This is a genomic window from Amycolatopsis sp. NPDC023774, from assembly GCF_040639695.1.
GTDB lineage: Bacteria > Actinomycetota > Actinomycetes > Mycobacteriales > Pseudonocardiaceae > Amycolatopsis.
Genome location: NZ_JBFAAJ010000028.1, coordinates 72,487 through 98,621, shown reverse-complemented (window position 1 = coordinate 98,621; position 26,135 = coordinate 72,487). Strand labels below are relative to the sequence as shown.

General features: G+C 70.8%; 22 protein-coding genes and 1 pseudogene. 15 read left to right on the top strand and 8 right to left on the bottom strand.

Annotated elements, in window-relative coordinates; genetic code table 11:
• Positions 1–203: 203 nt before the first annotated feature.
• The 3 genes from AB0F91_RS37370 (at position 204) to AB0F91_RS37360 (ending at position 3,135) form a co-directional block, all read left to right on the top strand.
• Positions 204–869, top strand: coding sequence for an HAD family hydrolase (locus AB0F91_RS37370; protein ID WP_360605511.1), 666 nt, complete (start codon positions 204–206; stop codon positions 867–869).
• 89 nt (positions 870–958) lie between these two features.
• Positions 959–1,681 (top strand): GAF and ANTAR domain-containing protein, encoded by a 723-nt coding sequence (locus AB0F91_RS37365; RefSeq protein WP_360605509.1) that lies wholly within the window; start codon positions 959–961, stop codon positions 1,679–1,681.
• Entirely contained in the window at positions 1,678–3,135 is a 1,458-nt protein-coding gene (locus AB0F91_RS37360) for a PP2C family protein-serine/threonine phosphatase (protein ID WP_360605507.1), read from the top strand. Before AB0F91_RS37365 ends, AB0F91_RS37360 begins: the two co-directional genes overlap by 4 nt.
• Before the next feature lie 82 nt (positions 3,136–3,217).
• Here AB0F91_RS37360 and AB0F91_RS37355 read toward each other — a convergent pair whose 3' ends face one another.
• Positions 3,218–6,472: a TIM-barrel domain-containing protein gene (locus AB0F91_RS37355; RefSeq protein ID WP_360605505.1), complete on the bottom strand. Its 3,255-nt coding sequence runs from the start codon at positions 6,470–6,472 to the stop codon at positions 3,218–3,220.
• Positions 6,473–6,792: 320 nt separating this feature from the next.
• Between AB0F91_RS37355 and thpD the strand changes: the two genes are divergently transcribed.
• Positions 6,793–7,698 carry an ectoine hydroxylase gene (gene thpD, locus AB0F91_RS37350; protein ID WP_360605503.1) on the top strand — a complete coding sequence of 302 codons (906 nt, stop codon included), beginning with the start codon at positions 6,793–6,795 and terminating at the stop codon, positions 7,696–7,698.
• 15 nt (positions 7,699–7,713) lie between these two features.
• On the opposite strand, the gene AB0F91_RS37345 is transcribed toward thpD, so the two are convergent.
• From AB0F91_RS37345 to AB0F91_RS37335, 3 genes are read right to left on the bottom strand one after another with little or no spacing between them, the layout of a single operon-like run.
• Positions 7,714–8,811: an ABC transporter ATP-binding protein gene (locus AB0F91_RS37345; RefSeq protein ID WP_360605501.1), complete on the bottom strand. Its 1,098-nt coding sequence runs from the start codon at positions 8,809–8,811 to the stop codon at positions 7,714–7,716.
• Positions 8,812–8,814: 3 nt separating this feature from the next.
• Complete coding sequence (locus AB0F91_RS37340; protein ID WP_360605499.1) at positions 8,815–9,615, bottom strand: ABC transporter permease; 801 nt, start codon at positions 9,613–9,615, stop codon at positions 8,815–8,817.
• A gap of 42 nt (positions 9,616–9,657) precedes the next feature.
• Positions 9,658–10,674 (bottom strand): extracellular solute-binding protein, encoded by a 1,017-nt coding sequence (locus tag AB0F91_RS37335; RefSeq protein WP_360605497.1) that lies wholly within the window; start codon positions 10,672–10,674, stop codon positions 9,658–9,660.
• A 163-nt stretch (positions 10,675–10,837) separates the two neighbouring features.
• Between AB0F91_RS37335 and AB0F91_RS37330 the strand changes: the two are divergent.
• The 6 genes and pseudogenes from AB0F91_RS37330 to AB0F91_RS37305 form a co-directional block, all read left to right on the top strand.
• Positions 10,838–11,284: pseudogene (locus tag AB0F91_RS37330) on the top strand (sulfite exporter TauE/SafE family protein); the annotation flags it as partial.
• Positions 11,285–11,334: 50 nt separating this feature from the next.
• Complete coding sequence (locus tag AB0F91_RS37325; protein WP_360605495.1) at positions 11,335–11,685, top strand: TSUP family transporter; 351 nt, start codon at positions 11,335–11,337, stop codon at positions 11,683–11,685.
• 1,201 nt (positions 11,686–12,886) lie between these two features.
• Positions 12,887–13,552: a GntR family transcriptional regulator gene (locus AB0F91_RS37320; RefSeq protein WP_360605493.1), complete on the top strand. Its 666-nt coding sequence runs from the start codon at positions 12,887–12,889 to the stop codon at positions 13,550–13,552.
• Between the two features lie 88 nt (positions 13,553–13,640).
• A complete protein-coding gene (locus tag AB0F91_RS37315) occupies positions 13,641–14,516 on the top strand; it encodes an MFS transporter (protein WP_360605491.1) in 876 nt (291 codons plus the stop codon).
• Between the two features lie 27 nt (positions 14,517–14,543).
• Positions 14,544–14,981 (top strand): SRPBCC family protein, encoded by a 438-nt coding sequence (locus tag AB0F91_RS37310; RefSeq protein ID WP_360605489.1) that lies wholly within the window; start codon positions 14,544–14,546, stop codon positions 14,979–14,981.
• Between the two features lie 298 nt (positions 14,982–15,279).
• Positions 15,280–15,402 (top strand): hypothetical protein, encoded by a 123-nt coding sequence (locus AB0F91_RS37305; protein WP_360605487.1) that lies wholly within the window; start codon positions 15,280–15,282, stop codon positions 15,400–15,402.
• Positions 15,403–15,470: 68 nt separating this feature from the next.
• Here AB0F91_RS37305 and AB0F91_RS37300 read toward each other — a convergent pair whose 3' ends face one another.
• The 4 genes from AB0F91_RS37300 to AB0F91_RS37285 are packed head-to-tail and all read right to left on the bottom strand — an operon-like array spanning position 15,471 to position 20,510.
• Positions 15,471–17,363 (bottom strand): glycogen debranching N-terminal domain-containing protein, encoded by a 1,893-nt coding sequence (locus AB0F91_RS37300; protein WP_360605485.1) that lies wholly within the window; start codon positions 17,361–17,363, stop codon positions 15,471–15,473.
• Positions 17,360–18,661 carry a hypothetical protein gene (locus AB0F91_RS37295; protein ID WP_360605483.1) on the bottom strand — a complete coding sequence of 434 codons (1,302 nt, stop codon included), beginning with the start codon at positions 18,659–18,661 and terminating at the stop codon, positions 17,360–17,362. The genes AB0F91_RS37300 and AB0F91_RS37295 overlap by 4 nt, the downstream gene beginning before the upstream one ends.
• A complete protein-coding gene (locus tag AB0F91_RS37290) occupies positions 18,658–19,455 on the bottom strand; it encodes a sugar phosphate isomerase/epimerase family protein (RefSeq protein WP_360605481.1) in 798 nt (265 codons plus the stop codon). The genes AB0F91_RS37295 and AB0F91_RS37290 overlap by 4 nt, the downstream gene beginning before the upstream one ends.
• Positions 19,455–20,510, bottom strand: a complete 1,056-nt coding sequence (locus AB0F91_RS37285) for a zinc-binding alcohol dehydrogenase (RefSeq protein ID WP_360605479.1) — start codon at positions 20,508–20,510, stop codon at positions 19,455–19,457. Before AB0F91_RS37285 ends, AB0F91_RS37290 begins: the two co-directional genes overlap by 1 nt.
• A 150-nt stretch (positions 20,511–20,660) precedes the next feature.
• Between AB0F91_RS37285 and AB0F91_RS37280 the strand changes: the two genes are divergently transcribed.
• From AB0F91_RS37280 to AB0F91_RS37260, 5 genes are read left to right on the top strand one after another with little or no spacing between them, the layout of a single operon-like run.
• Positions 20,661–22,073, top strand: coding sequence for an extracellular solute-binding protein (locus AB0F91_RS37280; RefSeq protein ID WP_360605476.1), 1,413 nt, complete (start codon positions 20,661–20,663; stop codon positions 22,071–22,073).
• Positions 22,074–22,083: 10 nt separating this feature from the next.
• Positions 22,084–23,088 (top strand): sugar ABC transporter permease, encoded by a 1,005-nt coding sequence (locus tag AB0F91_RS37275; protein WP_360605474.1) that lies wholly within the window; start codon positions 22,084–22,086, stop codon positions 23,086–23,088.
• 5 nt (positions 23,089–23,093) lie between these two features.
• Positions 23,094–23,951, top strand: coding sequence for a carbohydrate ABC transporter permease (locus AB0F91_RS37270; protein WP_360605473.1), 858 nt, complete (start codon positions 23,094–23,096; stop codon positions 23,949–23,951).
• Positions 23,952–23,978: 27 nt separating this feature from the next.
• Positions 23,979–25,133 (top strand): ROK family transcriptional regulator, encoded by a 1,155-nt coding sequence (locus AB0F91_RS37265; RefSeq protein ID WP_360605513.1) that lies wholly within the window; start codon positions 23,979–23,981, stop codon positions 25,131–25,133.
• Positions 25,130–26,017, top strand: a complete 888-nt coding sequence (locus tag AB0F91_RS37260; protein ID WP_360605471.1) for a Gfo/Idh/MocA family oxidoreductase — start codon at positions 25,130–25,132, stop codon at positions 26,015–26,017. The genes AB0F91_RS37265 and AB0F91_RS37260 overlap by 4 nt, the downstream gene beginning before the upstream one ends.
• Positions 26,018–26,135: the final 118 nt, after the last annotated feature.

Below are 26,135 nucleotides of genomic sequence, written 5' to 3'. Positions count from 1 at the left end.
CCCCACCACCCCGACCTCGCCCGCCAAATCGCCCACATCAACACCGAAAGCGGCCGCATCCGAAACCAAGCCATCTCCGACCGACGACGCCGGACGAACAGCTGACCGATCCTTCCCTGCCCGCGAGCCACGTTGCGACCCGCAGCCCCTCCGGCGGCGAGCCTTCGCGGTTGGAGCACACGGATGACGGGTAGTCGTTTGCCGTGACTGACTCCACCATCGCCGTCCTCGACATCGACGGAACGCTCGTCGACTCCAACTACCAGCACGCGCTCGCCTGGTACCGGGCACTGCGCTCGGTGGGCGAGACCTACCCGGTGTGGCGGCTGCACCGGCTGATCGGCATGGGCGGGGACCAGCTGCCCACGGCTCTCGGAGGCGAGGACCTGGAGCGGCGCGTGGGCGATCAGCTCCGGGAGCGACAGGGCAAGGAAGTCGACGCGCTGCTCGAGGAGATGGCGCCGTTGCCCGGCGCCCGCGACCTGCTCGTGGCGATCAAGAAACGCGGCCACCGGCTGGTACTGGCCAGCTCCGGTCAGCAGCGCCACGTGGAGGTGTACCTGGACAAGCTGGCCGCCCGCGACATCGCCGACGACTGGACCACCAGCGCCGACGTCGAGGCTTCCAAACCGGCGCCGGACCTGCTGCAGGTGGCGCTGAAGAAGCTGGGCGCGCCGCCCGACGCGCCGAGTGTGCTGGTGGGCGACTCGGTATGGGACGTCGAGGCGGCGAAAAACGCCGGGATCCCGGCGATCGTCGTGCGCTCAGGCGGCTTCGGGGACGACGAGCTCCGGGAGGCCGGCGCCATCGCCATCTACGACACTCCGAGCGACGTCGTGAAGGCGCTGGGCGACACCCCACTCGCCTGACCGTCGGCCGGTCCGCAGCGCCCCGGTTGGACACGACCCCGGCCGGGTAGCCACCCCTGCAACGCCGCATTGCGGGGAAGAAGGACCCGATGGAACCCGAGCTGCCCTTGGCCGACGAGCTCGCCGCCGTGTTCGCCAGGCTGTCCGGACTGTTGCTCACCGCCGAGACGGTGCAGTCGCTGCTGAAGCTGATCACCGCGGCCGCGCGGGAGGTGTTTCCCTCGGCGCTCGGGGCGGGCGTGACGACCGCCGGCGACCAGGGCGCGCCGGTGACCTGGGCGGCCACCGGCGACGAGGTCGAACGGGCGGACCGACTGCAGTACGAGCTGGGGGCTGGGCCGTGCCTGACGGCGTGGCAGGAAAGTTCCGTGATCGACGTCGGCGACCTGCACGTCGACGACCGCTGGCCGGAGTGGGCCGCGTCGGCCGCCCGCCTCGGCCTGCGATCCGCGCTGAGCGCTCCGATGGTCACGGGCTGCCGCAGCGTCGGCTCCGTGAAGGTCTACTCCGAGCGGCCGCACGCGTTCGACGAGCGGGACCGGACGCTGCTCACGATGTTCGCGTCACAGGCCGCGGTGCTCATGGCAAACGTGAGGTCGGCCGATGCCGCCGCACGACTCTCCACCGAGCTGCGGTCGGCGCTGCGCGCCCGGGACATCCTCAGCATGGCCAAGGGAGTCGTGATGGGCCGTGACCACGTCCCCGAGGAGATGGCGTTTCTCGTGCTGGCGGACGAGGCTTCGCGAACCCGCAAACCGTTGCGGGACAACGCCGAGGCGTTGCTGCGCGCGGCCGCCCGGCCACGCCGGTGAACGGGGCCGACGGCGCGCAGCGTCGCGAGATCGTCCTCGCCTGCCGGCACGCCGACCTGACACCGGACCGGCTCTGGAGGCGCTACTTCGCTCTCGGCGGCAGTCACGACCTGGTGGAGGTCGAGGCGTACCTCGACGGTGTCGCCGGACTGCCGGGGCACCAATGCGACCTGCTCGCCCACGCGGTCAACGAAGGCCTCGACGAGATCGACTGGACCCGCCGCGTCCCCTACAGCCGCGCGCTCCGCCCCCGCAGGCCGCACGACGACTCGCTGGCCGCCCTCGTGCACCTGCTCGAAGGCACAGAGCTCGCGCCGCCCGAACGGCTCCCCCATCTCGTCGAAGCCGCGGGCAAGCTGATCGGGATCGGGTTCAGCGTCTACCTCACCGACTACGCCCAGCAGTACCTGCACCCGGTGTCCGCCGCCGCGGATCCCGGGCCACCGTTGCCGATCGACAGCACGCTGGCCGGGCGAGCATTCCGCAGCCTCGAGATGCTGCCCGCGGATTCGGCCGGCCGGCCGTGCCTTTGGGTGCCGCTCGTCGACGGTGCCGAGCGGATCGGCGTCCTGCGAGCCGACGTAACCGACGAGGACGAGCTCGACGACCCCGGGCTGCGTGCGCAATGCCGGTGGACGGCCCTGCTCATCGGCCACCTCGTCGTGCTGATGACGCAGTACGGCGACGGTCTGGACACAGTGCGCCGCCGCAGAGACCGAACGATCCCCGGCGAACTGATCTGGTCCCTGCTGCCCCCGCTGACAGCGGGTGTCGACGGTTTCGTCGTCACCGGTGTGCTCGAGCCGCGGCACGCCGTCGCCGGGGACGCCTTCGACTACTCGCTCTCGGACACGACCGCCGTGCTGTTCATCGTCGACGCGGTGGGGCACGACCTGCGCAGCGGCCACATCGCCGCCACCGCACTGGCCACCCATCGCAGCGCCCGCCGCGCCGGTTACGGGCTCTTCGAACAGGCCCGGCAGATCGACGAGACGATCGGCGCCGCGTTCGGCAACGTCTCCTTCGCGACGGCCGTGCTGGCCGAGATCGACCTCGCGACAGGGCGGATGAGGTACGTCAACGCCGGGCACCCGGAGCCGCTGCTGATGCGCGGCGGCAAAGTCGTGAAGCAGCTGAGCGGCGGGAGGCGGGCCGCGCTGGGGCTGGGCTCCGGCGAGCTGGTCGTCGGCGAGGAACGGCTTCAGCCCGACGACTGGCTGGTCCTCTACACCGACGGCATCACCGAGGCCCGCAACAGCGAAGGCGAGTTCTTCGGTGAGGCGCGGCTGGCCGACTTCCTGCGCCGCGAGGCGTCGACCGGGTACCCGCCACCGGAGACCGTTCGGCGGCTGATCCAGGCCGTGCTCACCCACCACGACGGCTCCTTGCAGGACGACGCCACCGTCCTGCTCGCGCGGTGGACCGACCCTCGCGACATCGATCCGCGAAAGTGAGGCTCCCTCCGGGTGAGGGCGGATCCGGATGCCTGGCGCCGGAGGAGGCAGCACCGACTGCCGCCTCCTCCGGAACGACGGGCTACGAGTTCAGCAACCGCACGGTGAGCGGCCGGGCTGCCGGTTGCGCCGGCGTCCGCACGGTCACGGTCTTCGTCGCCGGGTCCCAGGTCCACGTCTTCTCGGCGCTGCGGTGACCGTTGACGAACACCGCCGACGGTGCCTTCGCGTCGGTGAACCGGACCGTCCAGGTGCGCTGCACCGGTCCGCCGCGGTACGACCCGTGCGGGGCGTCGATCGCGAGCGTCGCCGAGTTGGCGTCCTCGGTGTAGGTCATGCCGGTGGTGGCGCCCTTCGCCGAGGGCGACTGCCCGTCGTCCTCGTAGAGGGTGAACGCGCCCTTGTGTCCGCCGGCCACGGTCACGGTAGCGGCGGTCAGCGGGTGGCCCTCGTCGCCGGTGACGTCGCCGCTGCGGGTGACCATGATGCCGCCCGAGCGCAGGAACACCGGCATCGTGTCCCAGCCCGTGGTGAGCTGCGCAGTGGTCCCGCCGTGGTAGGTCTTGCCCGTGAAGTAGTCCGTCCAGTCGCTGCCGGGCGGGAACCACACACTCGTCGTGGCGGTGGTGCCCGGGCTGGTCACCGGAGCCACCAGCACATCCGGCCCGTACAGGTACTCCCCGCCCGACTGGGCGTAGGCCTCCTGCTGCCCGGGGTACTGCAGGTACAACGGCCGCACGATGGGCAGCCCGCTCGCGGTGGCCTGCTGCGCGAGCGTGTACGTGTAGGGCACGAGGTCCTCGCGCAGGTTGAGGAACTTCGTCGCCGACGCGTCCGCGGCGGCCCCGTACTGCCACGGCAACCGGTCGCTGTGGTTGGAGTGCAGCCGGTCGATCGGCTGGAACGTCCCGAGCTGCACCCAGCGCGCGTACAGGTCGTCCGGCAGCTTCGTGCTGCCCGGCTCGCTCCCCGGTTCCTGCAGGCCGCCGGTGTGGCCGCCGATGTCGTGGCTCACCGAAGCCAGGCCGGTCGCCGCGGACTCGCCGGGCGTGTAACCGACCTCGAATCCCAGCGTGGCCCAGTCGGAAACGGTGTCACCGGTGAAGTGCAGGGTGGTGCGCTTGTCGGCCCAGGGCCCCGTGGGCACCGCGGTGGGCGAGCTGTAACCACCGGCCTGCAGCGAACCGTACGCGCGGGAGAACGCGAACCCGCGGCCGACGGTCTTCGCCGCGTCGTCGGCGTACTGCTGGTTGATCCACGAGTCCGGGGTGACGCCGGCGAGGCCGGAGCTCGACCCGTCGCAGCACCAGTCGAGCCACCAGAGGTCGTTGCCCTGCTGCTCCATCGGCCGGTGCAGGTCGAAGTAGGCCCGCAGCTGGTCCGGGTCGCCGAAGTCGAACACGAAGCAGTCCGTGCCGCCTCCGCCGCAGCTCCCGGGCTTCAGCTTGCCCTTCGCGGTCGCCTGGGCCGCGGCGAACTGCGGATCGGAGGCGAGGATGCTCGGGTGGACGTTCAGCGCGGTGTGCAGGCCCTGATCGTGCGCCCACTGGAAGAACGCCGCCGGGTCGGGGAAGCGGGCCGGGTCGATCTCCCAGCCGTTCCACTTGTTCGGCGTCTTGTAGTCGGTGTCGACCACGAGCATGTCCAGCGGCACGTTCTCCGATCGGAACTTCGGCAGGATCGTCTGCTCGAAGTCCGCGGCCGTGCGGTCGTAGTACTCGGAGTACCAGACGCCGTACGACCAGCGCGGCAGCAGTAGCGAAGGCCCGGTCAGCTGGGACAGCTCACGCAGTGCGCGGGCGTAGTCCTGGCCGTAGGCGAACACGTACCCGTCCTGGTAGGCCTTGCCACCGTGCGCGGGGCGCTGGGTGACGACCTTCGTACGCGGGTCGTACAGCGCCGAGGCGGTGTCGTCGAGCAGCGACCAGCCGTCCTGGTAAAGGATGCCCGGTGCGGTGACGGCCGTGCCGTCCACGCCGTCGAGCCCGCGCCGGTAGCCGCCGAGCGCCGCGTGCGGAGCGAGCAGCGCCGAGTGGGGCCTGGTGACCGCGACGGTGTCGAGGTTGAGGTGGCACTTCGTCGAGTCGGGGCAGCCGAGCGTCACGGTATTGGTTCCTGCCGCGAGCTTGACCGGGATGGCCGTGGTCCGCCACGAGTTCCAGCTGCTCGTCGCCGGCAGCGTGAGGCTGGTCGCTGCGGCGTCGCCCACCCGGAGGGACAGGGTGGTGGGCTGAGCCTGGCCGGAGACGGCGGTCGCGTCGGCGTAGCGCAGTTGCAGGTCGTACGAGCCGTTCGCGGGCACGCCGGTAACCGTGAGCGCGCCGGACGCGTCCGCGCGTTCCATCCCCGCGAGGAAGCCCTTGCCGGAGTAACCGTCGTGGTCGCTCGCCGGGTGCGCACCACCGGCCAGGGCACCCTGCTCGGCTTCGCAGAGGGCGCCGAAGGCACAGGGTGTGGGTGCGGGCGGGACGGGCTGCGGGTACGACGCGCCCGTCGTGACCACGGCGAGGCTGTCGATGTTGACGTTGCCCGAGTCGGTGGCGCCACGCTCGACGCTCACCTGGTGCTCCCCCGCGGACAGCGCCACCGGCACGGTGGCGAGCGTCCAGGTGTCCCAGTCGGCGGTGGGCGGCAACGACACGGTGTGCGGGTCGGCGCCGTCCACGAGGACCGTGAGAGTGCGCGTGGTGTGCTGCCCGTCGCCGCCGGATCCGTTGGCGTACCGCAGATCCAGCTGGTAGTCACCGGCCGTCGGGGCGGTCGTGCGGAACGCCAGGTCGTCGCCGGCATTGGCGAAGCCCGCAGCGAAGCCGCCGCCGGTGTAGCCGCGGTGGTCGCTGGCCGCGCCCGGCCCGGACAGCTGCAGGTTCTCGGCCTCACACAGGGTGCCGAACGCGCAGACGGGGGTCAGTTTGCCCGCCCAGGGGCGGGCCGTGACGTCCTGGCCACCGGTGCGCAGCCCGACGGTGAGGTTGTCGTCGGAGAACGCGCCTGAGCCGAGCTTGTAGCGCAGCTGGACGGCACTGGTCTGGATGGAAAGCCAGCCGTCGCGCTTCGTTGTGGTGTAGGGAGTCCTGGCGAAACTGCCGCGGCCGACCGCGTTGAAGGTACCGGCGTCGACGAAGGCGGAGTCGCCCGCGTACTCCGTCCGGATGAGCGTCGGCGACAGGACTTCGAACCGCGCCTGCCCGGCGGTCACGGTTTGCGCGGCCAGCCCGGATTCCGGTGCCGCGCCAGCGGAAACTCCCGTGGACACCAGCGTGCCGGCCAGGCACACAACGGCCAACAGCCGCACCAGCAGTCGTCGTCGGACCGATTTCGCCCGTGTGGCCACCATTGCCTCCTAGAGATCCTCGGCGACGGTACTTCGGGAGCGATCAAGGAAGAAGACGCGGACCCAAGCCTGTCCGGTGGTCTGTCCTGTCGCGCGCTCACCGCACCCAAGCCGGGGAACGCGGGGTTCCCCCAGCCCGGACATTCCGGTCAGGACAACGGTTTCGGACGAGTCCGAGCATCCGGGTCGCGCGTCGTACGTCTCCGAAGGTCCCTCGCCACGGCCTCTCACCACCACCTCGGTGAAAAACACCGTGCGGCGACGCGGTTTTGCCGCAGGTCAGGCAGGGCAGACTACGGACCCGGGAGAGAAGGAGACGGCCTATGACGGTGACCGGACGCACGACCGAAGATCGCTACCCCACCAGGCTCCCGCATGCCACCGACCTGGTGGCACGCGCCGATCCCACGGTGTGGCCGGGCCGAAGACCCGGACCGTTCACCGTGACCGACCTCGCCGGCTTCGACCGCAACGGCTACCTGGTCGTGAAAAACATGCTGGGCGACAGCGAGATGACTTCCTTGCAAGCGGAGGCGGCCCGGCTCGCCGACGACTCCACCGACGACCCCCGGGTGATCCGCGAAAAGCGTTCCGGCGCCGTCCGCTCGGTTTTCCAGGTGCACCGGACCAGCACGCTCATCGCCGCGCTCGTCCGGAACCCCGCCGTCCTGGACCGCGCGCGACAGATTCTCGGGTCCGAGGTGTACGTCCACCAGAGCCGGATCAACTTCATGCCCGGCTTCACCGGCCAGGGCTTCTACTGGCACTCGGACTTCGAGACCTGGCACGCAGAAGACGGTTTGCCCGCGCCGCGCGCGGTCAGCATGTCCCTGGCCCTGTCCACGAACTTCCCCTACAACGGCGGGTTGATGGTGATTCCCGGATCACACCGCACCTTCGTCCCGTGCATCGGCGAAACCCCGGCCGACCACTACCAGGCCTCGCTGCGCGAGCAGGAAATCGGCGTCCCCGCCCGCCACGACATCGAACGGCTGGCCCGCACCCACGGCATCGACCAGTTCACCGGCCCGGCCGGCAGCGCCCTGTGGTTCGACTCGAACATCCTGCACGGCTCGGGCAGCAACATCACGCCGTTCCCGCGCTCCAACGTCTTCGTGGTGTTCAACAGCGTCGAGAACACGCCCGTCGAACCGTTCGCCGCCCTGGCACGCCGCCCGGACTACGTGGCAGAACGGGACTTCACGCCCCTCGACGACCGTCGCCGTTGATCTCCTGTTCCACTGTCAGTCCCCTTCCGACGAAGTTCCGCCGGCACGGTGGTTCTTCGGCAACTCCACCGTGACCTTCCTGAGCGGTGTGGCGGGCTCGATGAGGCGCAGCGCCTCGCGGGGCACGGTGACCTCCACTTCGCCGTTGAGCTCGTCGAGATCACGGTGCAGCACGAGCGCGGTCAACGGCGGTGTGGTGCCGAGCACGACCCGGGCGAGCGGGACGGTCCGGACCACCTCGAGGACCTGGGCTCTCGCACGCAGGGCGGGCGACGAACGCCGGTCCGGACCACCGAGGAGGACCTCCTCCGGCCGGTAGTACACCGTTCCCCGCGTCGCTCCGTTGCCGAGAACGGTGGCCTCGATCGGCAAGTCACCGACGAGGAGACCGCCGGTGTCCTGGCGCGCGGGGCCGAGCGCCGTCCAGCCGAGCAGGCGCGCGGTGGCCGCGTCGGTGGGACGGCGGGTCAGCTCGGCCGCGGGGCCGGTCTGACGGAGGGCGCCGGCGTCGAGGATGGCCAGGTCGTCGGCGAGGCGGAGCGCTTCGTCGCGGTCGTGCGTGACGTGAATGGCGGGCACGGCCAGGTCCCGCAGTGTCGCGCGCAGTACCTCGCGCAGCTCCTCCCGGACCGGCTGATCCAGCGCCGATAACGGTTCGTCCAGCAGGAGCGCGGCCGGCCGGGCGGCGAGGGCGCGGGCCAACGCGACCCGCTGCCGTTCCCCGCCACTGAGCGAGCGTGGCGCGCGGCGGGCGAGGTGCGCGATGCCGAACCGGGCGAGCAGTTCACCCACTTTCGGGCTGCGCCGGTGCCCGCGCAAGGCGAGGGCGAAGCCGACGTTGTCGCGAACGGACAGGTGCGGGAACAGGGCGGCGTCCTGGAACACCACGCCGATCCGGCGAAGGTCGGCGGGCAGTCCGGTGATGTCCTGGCCGTCGAGGCGCACCCGGCCGTGCCGGGGCGTGCGGAACCCGGCGATGGTGTCGAGCAGCATGCTCTTGCCCGCGCCGGAGGGACCGAGCACGACCAGCACGCGGCCGGCGGCCACGGTGAGGTTCAGCGGCCCGAGCTGGAAGGAGCCTGCCCGGGTGAGCAGGTCGGACACGGTGAGCACGGGTTACCGCCGGGGCCGGGTGGCGCCGGCGACGAGCCACCCGGAGGCGAGCGTGCGCAGCACCAGGAACGTGGCCAGGGCGACGAGCAGGAGCAGCACCGCGGCCGATGCGGACTCGGCGAGCCCTGAAGACAAGAACAGGTTGTAGATCGCCACCGGGGCGGTGGCCGGGTAGTAGGCGAGGATGACGACGGCGCCGAACTCGCTGATCGAGCGGGCGTACACGAGCACCGCGCCGGTCAGGATCCCGCGCCAGGCCAGCGGGAGGCTGACCCGCCGGAACGTCTGGCCCGGCGAGGCGCCCAGGCTCCGGGCGGCGCGTTCCACGTTCGGATCCAGGGCTTCGAACGCGACGCGCGCGCTGTTGACGGCGAAGGGCGCGCTGACGAACAGCATCGCCACGACGATCCCGGCCTGTGTGCCGTAGAACGACAATCCGGTGACCTGCAGCGGGGCACCGAGCCAGCCCGTGCGACCGAACACGAACAGCAGGGCGATCCCGGCGACCGTGTGCGGAATCGCCAGCGGCAGATCCACGATCGCCTGCACCAGCGCGTGCCCGGGAAACCGCCGCCGGGCCAGCAAGCAGGCCAGCGGGACACCCAACACGGTCGCGATCACCGCGGTGATCGCGGCGTCCTGGACGCTCAGCAGCACCGCGTCCTGGATCTCCTCGTTGACCGCGGCGTCGCGGAGGCCGCCGGGCGACGTCGCCGTGACCAGTCCGAGCACCGGCAGCAGGATGAACCCGAGCAGCACCCCGCCGGCGACCCACAGCAGCGCCGGGAACAGCCCCCGCGTCACCCGGACCGCACTCCGCCGCGGACTTTCGACCCTGTCGTTCATTCAGCCCCCGGGCAGCTGGGCCGGACCTGTCTGCGGCCGTACCGACGCGGGCACCTGCGCGCCGTCGGCGACCCCGGCGACCGCAGGGCTGACGACGGTGAACCCGCTGTCGGTCATGATCTTCCGGCCCGCCGGCGAGAGCACGAACTCGACGAACCTCAGGCCCGCCGCCGAGTTGGGTGCGTTGGTCGGCACGGTCAGCGCGTACACGATCGGCTTGCCCGTCCGCGCACCCGAGGACGTCGGCACGCTGACCGTCGCGTAGGCCGCCGCCCGCGCCGGGTCGGACAGATCGATCTGGCTGGGCAGGTCCAGGAACCGCAGGTGGTGCTGCAACGCGTCGGACCGGTAGATCCCCAGGTAGTCGATCTGCCGGGTCGACACCGCCGGCAGTAGCTGTGTCTCGGTGCCGACCATCGTCTCCGGCGGGGAATTGGCCAGCACCCGGGCCGACAGGTTCGGCTGGTGGTAGTAGTTCTGCGCCAGCGCGAGCATCTGCAACGTCTGGTACCCCGACGGGTCGGTGTCCGGATTGGACCGTCCGACCTTCACCCCCGGCTGCGCCAGCGCCTGGAACCAGTTGTCCGCTGTCAGGCCGGCGGCGCCTTTGCTCTGGTCGGTGTAGGCGAAGGTGATGCGGTTCGAGGCGAACCCGACGTACCAGTTCGCGAACTGCGTGCCGCCGTTCGCGCCGTACATCTTCGAGGGAATCAGCGAGTAGTCCGCCACACCCAGCACGTCGACCGGGTTGTGCAGCTCGGTGATGCCCCGCACCACCTCGACGCTCCCGGCGAACCGCGACTGCACCGTCACGCCCGGGTTCTCCGCCTTGAACGCCGCGATCATGGCTGCGAACGGCTTGGCCAACGTCCCCGCCCCGTTCACGATCAACGTGCCGGTGACCGGGACGGCGGAACCACTCGCCGGAGCCGACGGAGCCGGCGGCGACCCGCACGCGGCGGCCACCACCACGACCGCACCGATCGCCAGGACCTTCAGCCCGAAGCCACGCCCCATCCCGCCTCCTCCTGCCACGTCCAGCGGGGGCAAGGCTACCGACCGTGAGGTACGGACGACAGCCCCGAACAGCCCGTGCACCGCAATCACGACACACACGAAGGCGAAAGCAGCAGCACGCACGGAGGATTACGGCGACGCGAGCCATCCCGCGGAGTGACCGGTGCACCGCGGCTCCGGTCTCTGCCCCAAGCTGGAACGGTCGCGCAACGAGGGGAAGGCAGCAGTGAGCTGGTCAACGGAGGTGCTCGCATTCCTCGCGGGCCTGATCATCTCGACGGTGACCGCTCCGGTCGGCGTGTCGGGCGCCGTCTTCCTCCTGCCGGTGCAGGTCAGTGTGCTGGGCGTCCCGAGCCCGGCAGTCACCCCGACGAACCTGCTCTTCAACGTCGTCGCCGGCCCCGGAGCCCTTGTCCGGCACCGCCGCAACGTCCACCTCCGCGGCCCGCTGACCCGCCTGCTGCTGGCCGGCATCGTGCCCGGCGTCGTGATCGGAGCCGTCGTCCGCGTGTTGGCCGTACCCGGCCCTGGGGTGTTCCGGCTCCTGGCCGCAGCCTTCCTCCTCCCCTCGGCCTGTCGCTCTGCGTCCGCGCGCTGCGTCCGGCCCGGCACCGCGCCGACACGCCGCCGTCGCCGCGCTCGACCGTTGCGCTGGCGTTTGTGGTCGGCATCGTGGGCGGGATCTACGGGATCGGCGGCGGCTCGCTCCTCAGTCCGATCCTGGTCAGTCGTGGAGTCCCCGTCACGACGGCCGCCCCGGCCGCACTCGCCTCCACCTTCGTCACCTCGCTCGTCGGCGCCGCCTCATTCGCCCTGCTCGCGACGACCTCGACCGGCGACATCGCACCCGACTGGCTCGTCGGCCTCGCCTGCGGCCTCGGCGGCTTGTTCGGCGGCTACCTCGGCACCCGCCTGCAGCCCCGGTTCCCCGAAACGGTCCTCCGCCTGCTGCTCGGCATCCTCGCCATGAGCATCGGCGCGCTCTACGTCATCCAAGCCACCCTCGCCTGATCCGCACGCGACGCCGGGGCAACGGCCGGCGAGCGGTTTCGGCACCGAGTGCGCGCCTGGCAGGGCTGCGCGTGTGGGCCCACGCGGGCAGCGCGGGCAGCACCGCGCCGGCGAGCAGGATGGCGAGCGCGGCGGTGAGCAGCCACGTTGTGCGGGGGCGTGACTCGGGTCCCGAAGAGCCCGTACAGTCCGAGCTCGACCAGGACACCCGCCACCGCTCCGGGCACGGTGGGCAGGAGCTGCGCGACGCGAAGCGCTGCCACGACCTGACCGGGTGTCGCTCCCAGGGCGCAGGGAGATCGTCAGCGTGCGGCCTCAAGGCCCGGACGGTCGCGGACTTGCCGAACCCGGTGGCCGCATCCGGGACGGACAGCTTCAGGTAGATCAGGTGGACGCCGGAGTCACCGCGCGCCGCCGCTGCCTGCGGCCGCTGACGATGGTCCGGCCCCCGACATCCACTCCGAGCGACTGGGCCAAGCGGCGCTCGACCACCGCACCACTGCTACGCACCCAGGCCCCCGGGGTCACCAGTGGACGGTCCACAGAGGACATTTCGGCATGACCCCTCCACCGCGGAGTGTGCGGAACGGCCGTGCGCCTGGATGCTGGTGCGGAACGCGAAGAGCGGGCCTCCGACCGTGGTCACGCCGGGCATCCGGGCCAGGCGCGACGCGAAGGCGACGATGCCCAGTGCACACACCGCCTCCGCGAAACCCACCGATGACTGCCCGACTCGTGCGGTGAGTTTCTGCCGTTGCCTGAAATTGCCCTCGCTGAGGCGGTGTCAGTGCCCCCATCCCACACCTGGAAACTCTGCCCGCGCACGAGTCCATCAGCGGCCAAACGCCACACCGCTGGGCCATCGGCCCACAGCTCGACCGACTGGGCGCGTTCCATGGAGCATTTCTCCCCTCTTCGGGATGCCAGAGCGCTCGGTGAAGCATCGAAGAAGCTGCCGGCGCAAAGATGCCGAAGTGGCGGCGGAGGCGGCCCGCGGTTCGTCCCCTGAGGCCGGGTGCGGTGGCGCGGACGAAGCGGGCTCAACAGCTGCGATTCGACGGCTCGACTCAAGGCCGTCTCTCTTCGCGAAAGCCCGTCGTCAGCACATTTCGCCCAAGGTACGCAGCGGGCGCAGGGGCTTGACGAGATCGAATACACCAGCGTATTCATTGATGTATTCACCGCGAGCGAGGAGGCCGGGATGCCGGAGACGCCACCTCAGGCGCGCGCGATCTCGCTTGCGGAGCGGGCCGTGCTCGCCCTGCGGGAGCTGGTGCATGACGGCGTGCTGCTTCCCGGCCAGCCGATCCGGCAGGCTGCCGTCGCGCAGCAGCTGGGCATCAGCCGCGTCCCGGTGCGCGAGGCCCTGAAGAACCTCGAGGCCGAAGGCCTGGTCGAGCCTTCCCCCAGCGGGGGGTTCGTCGTGGCTCGGCTGTCGGCGGACGAGCTGAGCCAGATCTACTTGATGCGCCGACTGCTGGAGACTGAGCTCCTGCGCCGGATCACCTCCGTGCCCCAGTCGGAGCTGGCGGAGCTCACCGAGCTCAACTACCGCATGGCCGAGCTGATCGACAACCCCTCCCGTGAGCTCAGGCACCTCAACCGGGAGTTCCACTTCCGGATCTTCCGGTTGTCGGGCCTGGCCCACATCGTGGCCGAAACGGCGCGGCTGTGGGACAAGACCACGCCATACCGGCTGGTCTACAGCACCGAGCGCGCCGCCCGGATGCGCATTGTGGACGATCACGAGAAGCTCATCGGCGCGCTGCGGCACGGCGATGTCGACCGGTTGATCCAGTTCATGGACGACCATCGGGGCACCGGCGAGCAGAACGTCGTCTCGGTGCTCTCCCACCCCCACCGGTAGCGCCCCGGGGAACCGCGACACCGGCATGCACGCCGGTGTGCCCCATCCTGCCCTCGGTGCGCCACGACGTGTGCAAGGAGGCACCGTCATGACCTCTGCCCGCCCCAGGTCCGCACAACAAGCCCCGCCGGTCGGCTCCAGCAGCACCGGTTACGTGACCTTCGTGGTCCTGCTGTCGTTCCTCGCCTGGGCCCTGGTGTCGATGGACAACGTGATGCTCGGCGTCGCCGTGCCCGCGCTGGCCCCGGCGCTGCACCTGTCACTGTCCACAATAGAATACCTGATCGGCGCCTTCTCCTTCGTCACGTTCGCCGCCCCAGTGCTCGCCGGGCGGCTGATCGACCGGATCGGGCGCCGGGCGAACTTCCAGCTTTCCCTGGTCGGGACCGGGATCTTCGGCGGCCTGACCGCTTTGGTGGCCAACGCCTGGCAGTTCATCGTGGTGCGGCTGCTGGTTTCGACCTCCTACGGCCTCACCGAACCGGTGATCAACACCCTCGTCGCCGAGGAAGCCCCACGGCACCGGCGCGGTGTGCTGATGGGCCTCGTGCAAGCCGGATATCCGCTCGGCGCCGGCGTCGCGGGCACGATCGCCGCAGTGCTGCTGCCCGCGTACGGCTGGCGGCCACTGTTCTACCTCGCTTTCGCGCCGTTGCTGCTCGTGCTCGTGGCCGGCTGGTTCCTGCGCGATTCGGCCCGGTTCAAGCAGGTCAAGGCGGCGACCACGCACCGCGCCGTCGAGCACAAACCGGGGTGGCGCAAGCTGTTCACGCCCGAGCAGGCTGTCGCAGTCGACATGGTGCACCTTGGCAGGGCCGAGGGGGTCGCCGAGCGTGATCCGGTCAGTCGCACCCGACGCGCGAAAACCTGCGTCAACCCGCCTCGTCGGTTAAGCGCACCCGCGCCGGGTACCCAGGCCGGGAAGGCCCGTGCTCCGCAACGACGTCGGGCTCCCGTCCGATGATTCCCGCAGACCAGGAAGGAATCGAGCATGGTTGATGTGACGCGCACGTTCACCGTCGCCACCCCGCCGCGCGACGTCCAGGAGTACCTGGCGGACTTCGCCAACGCCCGGGAGTGGGATCCGGGGACCGTGCTCTGCGCTCCGCTCGGCACCGGGCCGGTCGGAGTCGGGTCCCGCTGGCGCAACGTCTCGAAGATCGCGGGCGCCGAGACAGAGCTGACCTACGAGCTGACCCGGCTGGAACCCGGCCGGGTGGTGTTCGTCGGCCGCAACGACACCGCGACCTCCACTGACGACATCAGTCTCGCCCCCGCCGACGGGCCCGGAACCACGATCACCTACCACGCCACGATCGAGTTCCAGGGCGCGGCCAAGCTCGCGGCGCCGCTCGCCAAGGTCGTGTTCGAAAAGGTCGGCTCCGACACCGAGAAGAGCCTGACCCGGATCCTCGGCGCCACGGTGTGACGGACGCGCTCCGGGGTCACCCCGAACTCGGCGGGTAGCCGTGCGCTTGGACGAAGCCGACCGCCGCCGTCGCGAGGAACAGCTCGACGCCCAAAATCAGGACAGACCAGCCCCTTCACCGCGACGCCCACCACCACGCACACCGGCCACACCGCGCGCAGAATTCCGAGCAGTGCCCCGCTGAGCCGTCCCCCGACGTCGTTTTTCGCCTCCACCAGCGGAAGACAGCTCCGAGGGGTTGCTCGCACACAGGCAGGCCGCACGCGCGATTGGCCTCAAAACCGAATGCAAAGCCAGCTTGGCTTTCGACTACACCGACTACGGTCCCTGGGCCCGCGGTGGTGACGTGAGCACAGCCGTGTGCGTCCGGGCCGGCATCAAGGACGCGGCCGTATCTCCGCAGGGTGTCCAGGTGCGCTGAGTCGCCCGGTGCCCGTCCACGTCCGGGGCCAGGCGCGAACGGTGCGAGCCCTTCGCGCGCCGGGCGGTTCACCCCGAACCCAGTGCCGTGGCGATCAGCAGCGGGGCCGCGGCCGCCCACGCCTGCGGGGAGGCCGAGTGCGGGTACGGGACGGGGTGCGGGGTTTCGCCGCGCGCGTAGCCGGTCATCACTTCGGGCAGACGGTTGCCCGCCTGGTGCGTCGCGGCGGCCAGCAGGCCTTCGGCGATGCGGGTGGCTTCGGCCGTGAGGCCGGCCCGGGCCAACCCCGCCACGGCGATCGCGGTGTCGTGGGGCCAGACGCTGCCGTTGTGGTAGGACACGGGGTGGTACGGCACCTGACCGGCGGCGAGTGTGCGGAGACCCCAGCCCGAGAAAAACTCCGATGCGCCGAGACGGTGTCCCACCTGGTGGGCGAGCCCAGTCGGCAGGATGCCCGACCAGAGCACGTGCCCGGCGTTGGACGCGAGAGCGTCGACCTGCCGGCGGCGGCCGTCGAGGGCCAGTGCGACGAAGTCTTCGCCCGGCAGCCAGAAGTCGTCGGCGAAGTCGCTGCGCAGCTGTGCGGCGCGGCTGAGCAGCCGGTCCGCGAACGGTGTGTCCTGCCAGACCTCGCGGGCGATTTCGGCCGTCGACAGGAGTGCTTCGTAGGCGTAGCCCTGGGCCTCGCACACTGCGATCGGCCCCTCGGCGAGCTCGCCGTCGGCGAAGCAGATGGACCGGGCGGAGTCCTTCCAGCACTGGTGCACCAGCCCCGGGCCGTCCGTGCGGTACACGAGGTAACCGTGGTCGTCGAGACCGCCGTGGCGGAACATCCAGCCGACCGCGGCGCGCGCCGCGTCCTCCAGCTCGATCGCCACGCCGTCGCCCGCCACGCGCCGGTGCCGGCCGAGCAGCACCAGGAACAGCGGCGTGGCGTCGACGGTGCCGTAGTACCGCCCGTAGGGGGTCTGCCCGAAGCGGCTCAGCTCGCCACGGCGCACCTCGTGCACGATCTTGCCCGGTTCCTCGACTCGTTCCGGGTCGACGGTGGTGCCCTGGACCGCGGCGAGCGCGCGCAACGTGGCTGCCGCCAGCTCCGGCCGGTACGCCAGTGTCGAGAGGGAAGTGATCAGGCTGTCACGACCGAACAACGTCAGGAACCACGGCACGCCGGCGCCGGGGACGCGCAGGTCCGGCCGGCCCGGCGCCGGCACCCGCAGGTCCGCGAGATCGGCGAGCCCGGCTGCGACGGCGGTTCGCAGCTCGGGCCACTCGATCTCGGCAACACCCGCCGTAGCCAGGAATTTCTGGCTGTCCGATTGCGCTTCCCGCACCACGTCGGCGAAAACCGCCGGCCGCGCGCCCGGATCCGGAACCCGGTCCCCTTCTCCCGCGACCACCTCCACCCGCAACGACGTTTCCCCGTGCGGCGGCAGCGTGAGGGTCCAGCTGATCCGGTCGTCGACGCACACGGCCGGGGAGGAGGAGCGCACGACCGTCCACTTGCGATAGTCGGCACGTTGGTAGGCGAGGAGCACCTCACCGTTCGCCCGCGTCGAAGCCGAGTACTCCCCCGGCCGGTCGTACTTCCTGGTGCCGCGCAGCTCGAACTGGTCGGCGAAGTCGGCGGCGAACCGGAACGACACGGTCACCTCGCCGGGCACCGCGAGATGGCTGCGCACGCGGATGTCCTCGACCAGCGTGCCGGCACCCAGCGCGTGGTCACGGAACACGGAGTACGCGGGGTCCTCATTGCGCGGCGTGGCCGGGGTGAGGATCACGCTCGCCGACTGCCGGTCGCGCTCTTCACTCAGCACCCGCAGCGAAGCCTCGGTCGAAAGCTCCCACCGTGACAGGTGCCGGGTGTCGTCGACGTAGAAGCCTTCGGTGCCCCCTGCGACATCGGCCGAGGGGCCGGTGATCAGGAACGTCGTGCCGCGCACGAGAGTGTGCGCGTTCACGCCGCCCACCCGTCCGCCGTCGACACCTCGAGCAGGTCGATCGCCACCGCGGCCGTCCAGCTGAAGTCGTCGCTGCCGTGCCCGGCGCCGGTCAGCGGATCGACGTACTCGCGGAACCCGGCGAGGCGGATCGCGTCCAGCATGCCCTCACCCAGCCGACCGGCGAGCTGGACGTGCCCGTGCGTGCGCAGGCCGTGCCAGAGCAGCCAGCCGGTGTTGAACCACGCCGGGCCGCGCCAGTAGCGCGCCGGTTCGAAGTCGGCGGCGGTGAGGTCGTAGCTGGGCACCGGACTGAGCTCGCCGAGGTGGAAGTGCTCGCCGCGCGCGGTTTTCAGCAGTTCCTCCACGACCGGCAGACCGGGCACGCACAGCGGCACGAGGCCGCCGACCGTGCGCCGCCGCAGCAACGACTTCGTGTGCGCGTCGCGGGCGAAGAAAATGCCTTCGGCCGGGTCGTAGAGCCGGGCCACCAGGGAGTCGGTGAGCGCAGCCGCTCGCTCGCGGTGCGGCGACGGATCGGCGCCGAGTTCGCCGGCCATCGCGGCGAGCGCGGTCTCCCCCACGGCGAGCAGCGCGTTCGTCAGCGGGTCCTCGACGGCGAACGCCGAACCGCCGAGCGTGTCGGCGAAGCCCGCGTCGCGGTAGTCGGCGGCCAGCCGCACGTACCGGCCGTAGTCGAGGTCGGTCGGGCGTTCGCCCGCCCCCGCGTGCCCCAGGTCGCGCCGGACGAACGTCGCCGTGGCGACGGGAGCGACCCGGCCGAGCGGTTCATCCCATGCCGGGCTGTTGTCCAACCCGGACTCCCACGGGTGGATCACGCACACGAGCCCGTCCCCGGCGAGGTCCCGGCGGTCGAACAGGTAGTCGTGCCAGCGCCGCAGCCGCGGGTACAGGCGGCGCAGGAACCCGCGGCGCCTCGACGTGACCGGGTCCGCCCGGTGCACCTCCCATGCGGCGAGCGCGTGGACCGGGGGCTGCACGAGCCCCGAGGTCATCAGCCCCGTCGATGCGAGACGGGCGCCCGGGCCCCAGAAGTCAGGCCCGGGGAAGTAGGCGTTCGCGGGCACCGCCGGGTTGAAGACGATCTGCGGGACGCGGCCGTCGGGCCACTGCGCGCCGAAGAGCGACTCGAGCTCCCGCTGCGCGCGCACGGCCGACAGGTGCCGCAGCCCCAGCGCGATGAACGCGGAGTCCCAGCTCCACTGGTGCGGGTACAACCCCTGAGCGGGCACGGTGTACCCCCGGCGCCAGTTGGCGAGCAGGATCCGCCGCGCCCGCCGGGCGAGATCGTCGGTCATGAGAGCCGTCGCAGGAACGGTGGCACGGAGGCCACCGCGTCCGCGGGTTCCCCGCGCAGCCGGCTTTCCAGCGCCAGGTCGCCCTCGTAGCCGATGGCGGCGAGCGCGCCGAGCACCGCGGGCCAGTCGAGGTGCCCGGCGCCGGGCTGGAGCCGGTTCGAGTCGCTGACCTGCACGTGGCCGAGGTAGGCGGCGAACCGCACCAGCGCGTCCGCGGGGTCGTCCTCCTCGATGTTCATGTGGTAGGTGTCCGCGCCGATGCGCACGGAGTCCAAGCCGACCTCGTCGATCAGCGAAGCCGCCTGCTCGAGGCGGTTGACCATGTGGTCCTCGTAGCGGTTGAGCGGTTCGAGCAGGAGCAGCACGCCTTCGGCCCGCGCGTGCTCGCCAAGCTCGGTGAGACCCGCGAGCAGCACTTCGCGGTCCTGCTCCTCGGTGCGCGGCGGCTCGAACGGCGGCAGCCGGCGCGAAAACATGCCGTAGGACGCCGGGGTCATGGCCCCGATCCCGCCCAGCTCGGCGATCACCGAGAGCTGCGAGCGCATCTGCTTGACCGCGTCGGCGCGCAGGTCGGGGTCGAAGGCGCCGAAGAAGTGCAGCATGTCGACGCAGACGGTGCGCATGACGACACCGTTGCGTGCCGCGCGATGCAGCTCCGGCAGGCGCTGCTGCAGCGCGAAGTCCTTCTTGCCGCGCAGCTCGATGGCGTCGTAGCCCGCTGCGGTGGCGAACTCCCACTTCTGTTCGAGGGTGTCGCCGGGCAACAGCTGTTCCTGGCAGGCGAGTTTCAGCATCAGTTCTCCGTGTAGTCGAGGACGACCTGCAGGGCTTCGGCCGGGCGTTCGTCGAGCAGTTCGTAGGCCCGCTCGACTTCGCCGACCCCCACGCGGTGGGTGACGAGCCGGACGGGGTCGACCTGGCCGTCGGCGGCCAGCCGCAGGAAGGTGCGGTTCATCCGGTCCTGGTCCCACCGGCCGACCAGCCGCCACGGCACGCCGCCGATCTGCGAGGCGACGATCTCGACGCGGTTGTGGTGGAACTCCTCGCCGAGCCGCAGGCCGGTGCCGTCGCCCTGGTAGAAGCCCGCGGCGACCACGCGGCCACCGACGCCGACCGTGCGGACGGCTTCGTGCAGCGCGCGGTAGGTGCCACTGAGCTCGATCGCGACGTCGGCGCCGTGGCCGGCGGTCGCGGCACGGACCCGTTCCGCGGCACTCGCGGCGGTGACGTCCACCGTCTCCACGGCACCGAACTCCTCCGCGATCGCCAGCCGCGCGGGAATGGCGTCGCACGCCACGACGCGCCCGCCGTTGAGCGTCGCCAGCCGCGTAGCGAGCAGGCCGATGACCCCTTGGCCGAAGACGGCGACCGTCTCGCCGAGGTGGACGTCGGCGCCGAGGACCCCGTTGAGCGCCACCGCGCCGACGCGCGCGAACGACGCGGCGAGCGGGTCGAGCCCGGCCGGCACGACGTGGTCGGCGAGCTTCGCCGCCGGCACGACCGCTTCGCTGCGGTGGCCCCAGATCCCCCACACCACATCGCCCACGGCCGGCACCCCCGGCTGCCCCGCGACGTCAGGCGAGACCTCGAGAACCTCGCCCACCTCGGAGTAGCCCCAGCCCACGACCGGGTAGGTCTGGCTCGCGTCGCCGTCGACGAACAGCCGGCGCCGCTCGTCCCAGACCCGGGTGAGGTACGGGTTGGTGCCGCGGTAGGCCGTCAGCTCCGTGCCCGCCGAGATGCCCGAGTACAGCGTGCGCACGCGCACCGACCCCGCTCCCAGCGCCTCCGGCTGTGTTTCGACCACCTCGACCCGGCGAGGGCCTACGAACTGAACCACCGTGCCCACCAGGGCCTCCTCCGACCACCTTGTCGATCATTTATGGCTATCGCCGAGCAGAAGCTACCCCACTTATGCCAAAAAATCTACATAACTTGTCTTGCTTTAACGCCTAACTGGTGCTGTGATCGTCGCCAGGCACGACGCAAAGGAGCACCGATGTCTTCAGCACGAGGGCGGACGAGAGTCCCGGTCCGATCGGCCGCCGCACTGGCGGCCGTGGTGGTGGCCGGTGGCGCGCTGACCGCCTGCGGTTCAGGCTCCGACGACAGTGGCGATGGCACGCTCACCGTCTGGAGCATGGAGAACCAGTCAGACCGGGTCGCCGCCGCGCAGCGGATCGCCGACCAGTTCACCGCCCAAAGCGGCGTGAAGGTGAAGATCGTCGGATTGGACGAGGACCAGTTCAGCCAGCTGGTCACCTCCGCCGCGGCCGCGGGCAACCTGCCCGACGTCGTCGGCGGGCTCTCGCTCACCGGCGTCAACGAGATGGCTGTGAACGACCTCGTCGACACCGACGCCGCGGCGGCGGTGGTCAAGACGCTGGGCGCCGGCACCTTCTCGGCCCGCGCGTTGCAGATGGACGTCAGCGGCGGGAAGCAGCTCGCGGTCCCCTCCGACGGCTGGCCGCAGATGCTGGCTTACCGCAAGGACCTCTTCGCCAAGGCGGGCTTGCCGGCGCCCGACACGTTCGACAAGATCCGCCAGGCGGCGCAGAAGCTGAACTCGCCGAACATCGCCGGCATCTCGATCGCGACCGACCCCGGCGACGCGTTCACCCAGCAGACCTTCGAGGACTTCGCGCTGGGCAACGGCTGCCAGCTGGTCGACCAGTCGGGGAAGGTGACGCTCGAGAGCCCCGCGTGCGTCAACACCTTCTCCTTCTACAACGACCTCGTGCACCACTACTCCGTGCCCGGCGCCCAGAGCGTCGACTCCACCCGCGCGACGTACTTCGCCGGCAAGGCCGCGATGACCGTCTGGTCTTCGTACCTGCTGCCCCAGCTCGCGGGACTGCAGAAGGACGCGGCGCCGAGCTGCCCGCAGTGCCAGGCCGATCCGGAGTTCCTCGCCAAGAACACCGGGTTCGTCACCGCCATCAAGGGCCCCGACGGTTCGGCGGCGCAGAACTTCGGTGAGCTCGGCTCGTGGGTGATCACGCAGGGCGACCGCTCCGCCAACGCGCAGAAGTTCGTCAGCTACATGCTGGACCAGGGTTACGCCGGCTGGCTCGGGCTCGCGCCGCAGGGCAAGATCCCCGCGCGCACCGGCACCGCCGCCGAAGCCGGCAAGTTCACCAAGGCGTGGGCAGGCCTGCCGGTCGGCACCGACACCAAGAAGCCGCTGTCCGCGGTGTACCCGGCCGACGTGATCCAGTCGCTGCAGAACAGCTTGGACAGCTTCCAGCAGTGGGGCATCCCGCAGGGCCAAGGCGGTCTGGCCGGCGCCTCGCTGGCCGAGCTGCCCGTGCCCAAGGCCGTCAGCGCCATGACCGGCGGCACCGTGGACCCGGCCGGAGCCGCCAAGCAGGCGAGCGCCGCGGTCCAGGACATCCAGAAAACACTGAAGTAGGGAAACGCGGATGACCTCGGCGCACACCGTCCGGAACCGGCCCGCCCCCGCGAAGCCGACCGGCCGGCCCCCACGGCGGCGGCGAGCGCTCACCCTGCGGCAGCAGGAGAGCAGGGCCGGCCTGGCCCTGCTCTCCCCGACCTTGATCATCGTGCTGGTGGTCGTGGTCCTGCCCGTGGTGTGGACGATCGTCCTGGCGTTCCAGCGACTGCGCCTGGCGACGTTGCAACGCGAAGGCATCTTCGGCCGCTTCACGCTGCAGAACTTCGCCAAGGTGCTCGGCTCCGCAGACATGTGGAGCTCGCTCGGCACCACGCTGGTCTACACCATCGGCGGCACGGTGCTGTCGCTGGCGCTCGGCCTGGTCGCGGCGCTGGCGCTGCGCAAACCGTTCCGTGGCCGGGCGTTCCTGCGCAGCGCGATGCTGCTGCCGTACGTCTCGCCGGTGGTGGCGGCCACGTTCGTCTGGGAGATCATGCTCAGCCCCCAGTTCGGCGTGGTGAACGCGTGGGGCAAGAGCATCTTCGGCTGGGACAAGCCCGTGGCGTTCCTCAGCCAGGAAACCTCGACGATCTCGCTCTTCGGCTGGCACGTGCACCTGCCCCTGGCCCTGCTGGTGGTGATCGCGTTCGAGGGCTGGCGTTACTTCCCCTTCACGTTCCTGTTCCTCATCGCCCGGCTACAGGCCGTGCCGAAGGAACTGGAGGAGGCCGCCCTCGTAGACGGCGCCACCCCCACTCAGCGCTTCCGGCACATCCTCCTGCCGCAGCTCTACCCGGTGCTGGCCCTGCTGTCGGTGCTGCGGTTCATCCTCACCTTCAACAAGTTCGACGACGTCTACCTGCTCACCGGCGGCGGCGCCGGCACCGACGTGCTGAGCGTGCGGGTCTACGACTTCCTCACCGCGCAGTTCGACATCGGCGGCGCGGCCGCCCAGGCGCTGGTGCTCGCGGTGGTGCTCGTCGTGTTCCTGGTCATCTACCTCAAGTTCTTCGCACCGGAGGATCGCGCGTGAACCGGATGACGTTCGAAACCCGGCTGTTCGGCGTGCTGCGCTGGGTCACCATCGTGTTCCTCGCGATCGCGACGCTGTTCCCCTTCTACTACATGGTGCTGCTTTCGGTGCGGTCGCAGGATTCGCTGCTGCAGCACCCGGGCGACATCCTCCCGAAGCTGTCGGACTTCACCGTCACCACCTACACCACGGTGCTGAAGTCGGTGGCCGCCGGCGGAGACGGGCTGCTGCAGCTGCTCGGCAACTCGGCACTGGTGGCGGTGGGCACCGTCATTGTCACCCTTGCGCTGTCCCTGCCGGGGGCGTACGCGGCCAGCCGGCTGCGCTTCGCGGGCCGCCGGCAGGTGCACTTCCTGTTCTTGGCCGTCTACCTGTTTCCGTCTATCCTGCTGGCGATCCCGCTGTTCGTGATCTTCAGCAAGGCGGGCCTTCGCGACTCTCTGGTGGGGCTGCTGGTGGTGTACGTCGCTCAGGCGCTGCCGGTGTCGATCTACATGCTGCGCAACTACCTCTCCACCATCCCCGAAAGCATCGAGGAAGCGGCGGCGATCGACGGCAACGGCCGGCTGGGCACCCTGTGGCGCGTGACGCTGCCGCTGGCGGCCCCGTCGATCGTGGCCACTGGTCTGTACGTTTTCATGATCGCATGGAACGAGTTCCTCTTCGCCCTGCTGTTCCTCGTCGAGGATCGCTCGAAGTGGACGGTGTCGCTGGGTCTGTCCCAGCTGGCCGGAGGACTCGAGGTGCCGAAGACGGTGCTGATGGCCGGGTCGGTCGTGCTGACGATCCCGATCGTGATCCTGTTCTTCGCGGCGGAGCGACTGCTCGCCGAAGGTCTCACCAGTGGCGCGGAAAAGGGGTAGGAGATCACTACAGTTGCACCGGTGACGATGTCTTCCGGGTACCTGCTCTGGCTGGTCCGCACGGGGAAAGCGCGCACGCGCGCCGATCTGCAGCAGCAGACGGGCCTGTCCCGCTCGACCGTGCAGCAGCGGCTGAAGCCGTTGTTCGACCGCGGCTACCTGCGCTCCCACGGCACCGAGGACTCGACCGGCGGCCGCCCGTCGGTCCTGCTCGAGTTCACCGACGCCGGCGTCGTGCTCGTCGCCGACCTCGACACTGCGGACGCCCGGCTGGCCGTCGTCGACCTCGACGGCCGACGCCTGGCCGAGGAGCGGATCGCCCTCGACGTGGCCGCCGGGCCGGTTCCGGTCCTCGACACGCTCGACGCCCGCTTCCACGTGCTGCTCGACCAGACGGGGCGACCGCCGGGGCAGGTGCGGGGCATCGGCGTCGGCGTGCCGGGGCCGGTCGAGTTCGAGACCGGAACCGTGCGTCAGCCGCCGATCATGCCCGGCTGGGACGGCTACTCGATCGCCGACCACTTCGCCGGTCGCTGGGGGGTGCCGGTCCTGGTGGACAACGACGCGAACATCATGGCGCTGGGCGAGCACACGCAGCAGTACGCGGAGTCCTCGCCGCTGGTGCTCGTCAAGGTGTCGGCCGGGATCGGCTCGGGGCTGGTGTTCAACGGGGGCCTGCTGCGCGGCGTCGACGGCGGGGCCGGCGACATCGGGCACATCCGCCTGCCCGGCCACGACGACGCGGTCTGCATGTGCGGCTCCCGCGGCTGTCTCGCCGCCGTGGCGAGCGGCGGTGCGCTGGCGCGCCGGCTCACCGAACGCGGCGTGCCGACGAGGTCGAGCCGTGAGCTGGCCGCCCACCTCGCGGCCGGGCGGCCGGAGGCGGTGGAGCTCGCCCGCGAGGCGGGCCGGCTCGTCGGCGAGGTCCTGACCACGGTCGTGTGCATGGTGAACCCCGAGGTGCTCGTGATCGCCGGCGACCTCGCCGACACGCACTTCGTCACCGGCGTCCGCGAGGTCATCTACCAGAAGGCCCTGCCCCGGGCGACCAGGCACCTGCAGGTGACCAGCAGCGAGCTCGGGGACTTCGCCGGCCTCTACGGCGCGCAGGCGATGGTGCTCGACGCGGCCTACTCCCCCGCCGTCGTCGACGAGCGGCTGGCCCGGGAAGGAACGTCGTGACCGCAGCACCCGTCCGCGTGGGACTGGTCGGAGCCGGGCCGTGGGCGCACACGATGCACGCCCCGACCTTCGCCGCCGGCCCGGAAACCACGCTCACCGTCGTGTACGCGCGCCGAGAAGAGGCTGCCGCCCAACTCGCGGATGCCCACGGCGCGAAGGGAACCACCGACTTCGACGAACTGCTCGACGCGTGCGAGGCCGTCGCCTTCGCCGTCCGGCCCGATGTCCAGGCCGACTTGGCCCGCCGCGCCGCCCGCGCCGGCAAGGCCGTGCTGCTGGAGAAGCCGGTGGCGCTGACGTTGCCGGCCGCGCGGGAACTCGCCGAAACCATCGACGAGGCGGGCGTGGTGAGCCAGCTGGTCCTCACCAAGCGGTACCACCCGGAGACCCGCCGGTTCGTCGAGCGGGCGAAGACGTTCGACGCCGTGGGGGCCCGCTCGTGCTACCTGCACGGCGCGTTCCTGGGCGGCGATCTGGCCACGGGCTGGCGCCTGGAGCACGGCGCGCTGCCCGACCTTGGCCCGCACCTGCTCGACCTGCTCGAAACCACACTCGGCCCCATCGCCGCGATCCGCGCGGCCGGGGACTCGACCCGGTGGATCGAGCTGACCTGCGAGCACGAGAACGGCGCCGTCAGTCAGGCTTCGCTTTCCGGCGTGATCGGCCTCGACCGCGTACGGACGACCGTCGAACTGTTCGGCACCACCGGCACGGTGGCCTACGACACGGCCGCGATCGACCACAGCGAAGCCTGGCCGGTCATCCGAGCCGAGTTCGCCGCCGCCGTGCGCGCCGGGCGTTCGCACGAACTTGACGTGTGGCGCGGGGTTCGGCTCCAGGAGCTGATCACGCAGGCCACCGAATCACTCCGAGTCGGCTTCTGACGGCCTGCCTTTGACCGTCCGAAGAGGACTCTCGTTGCCGATCTGCTCTCACAGCCACCCGTCCTGGCCCCGGGTTGCCTGCGGCAAGTGGCGGAGTTGCTCACCACTCACCCGCTCC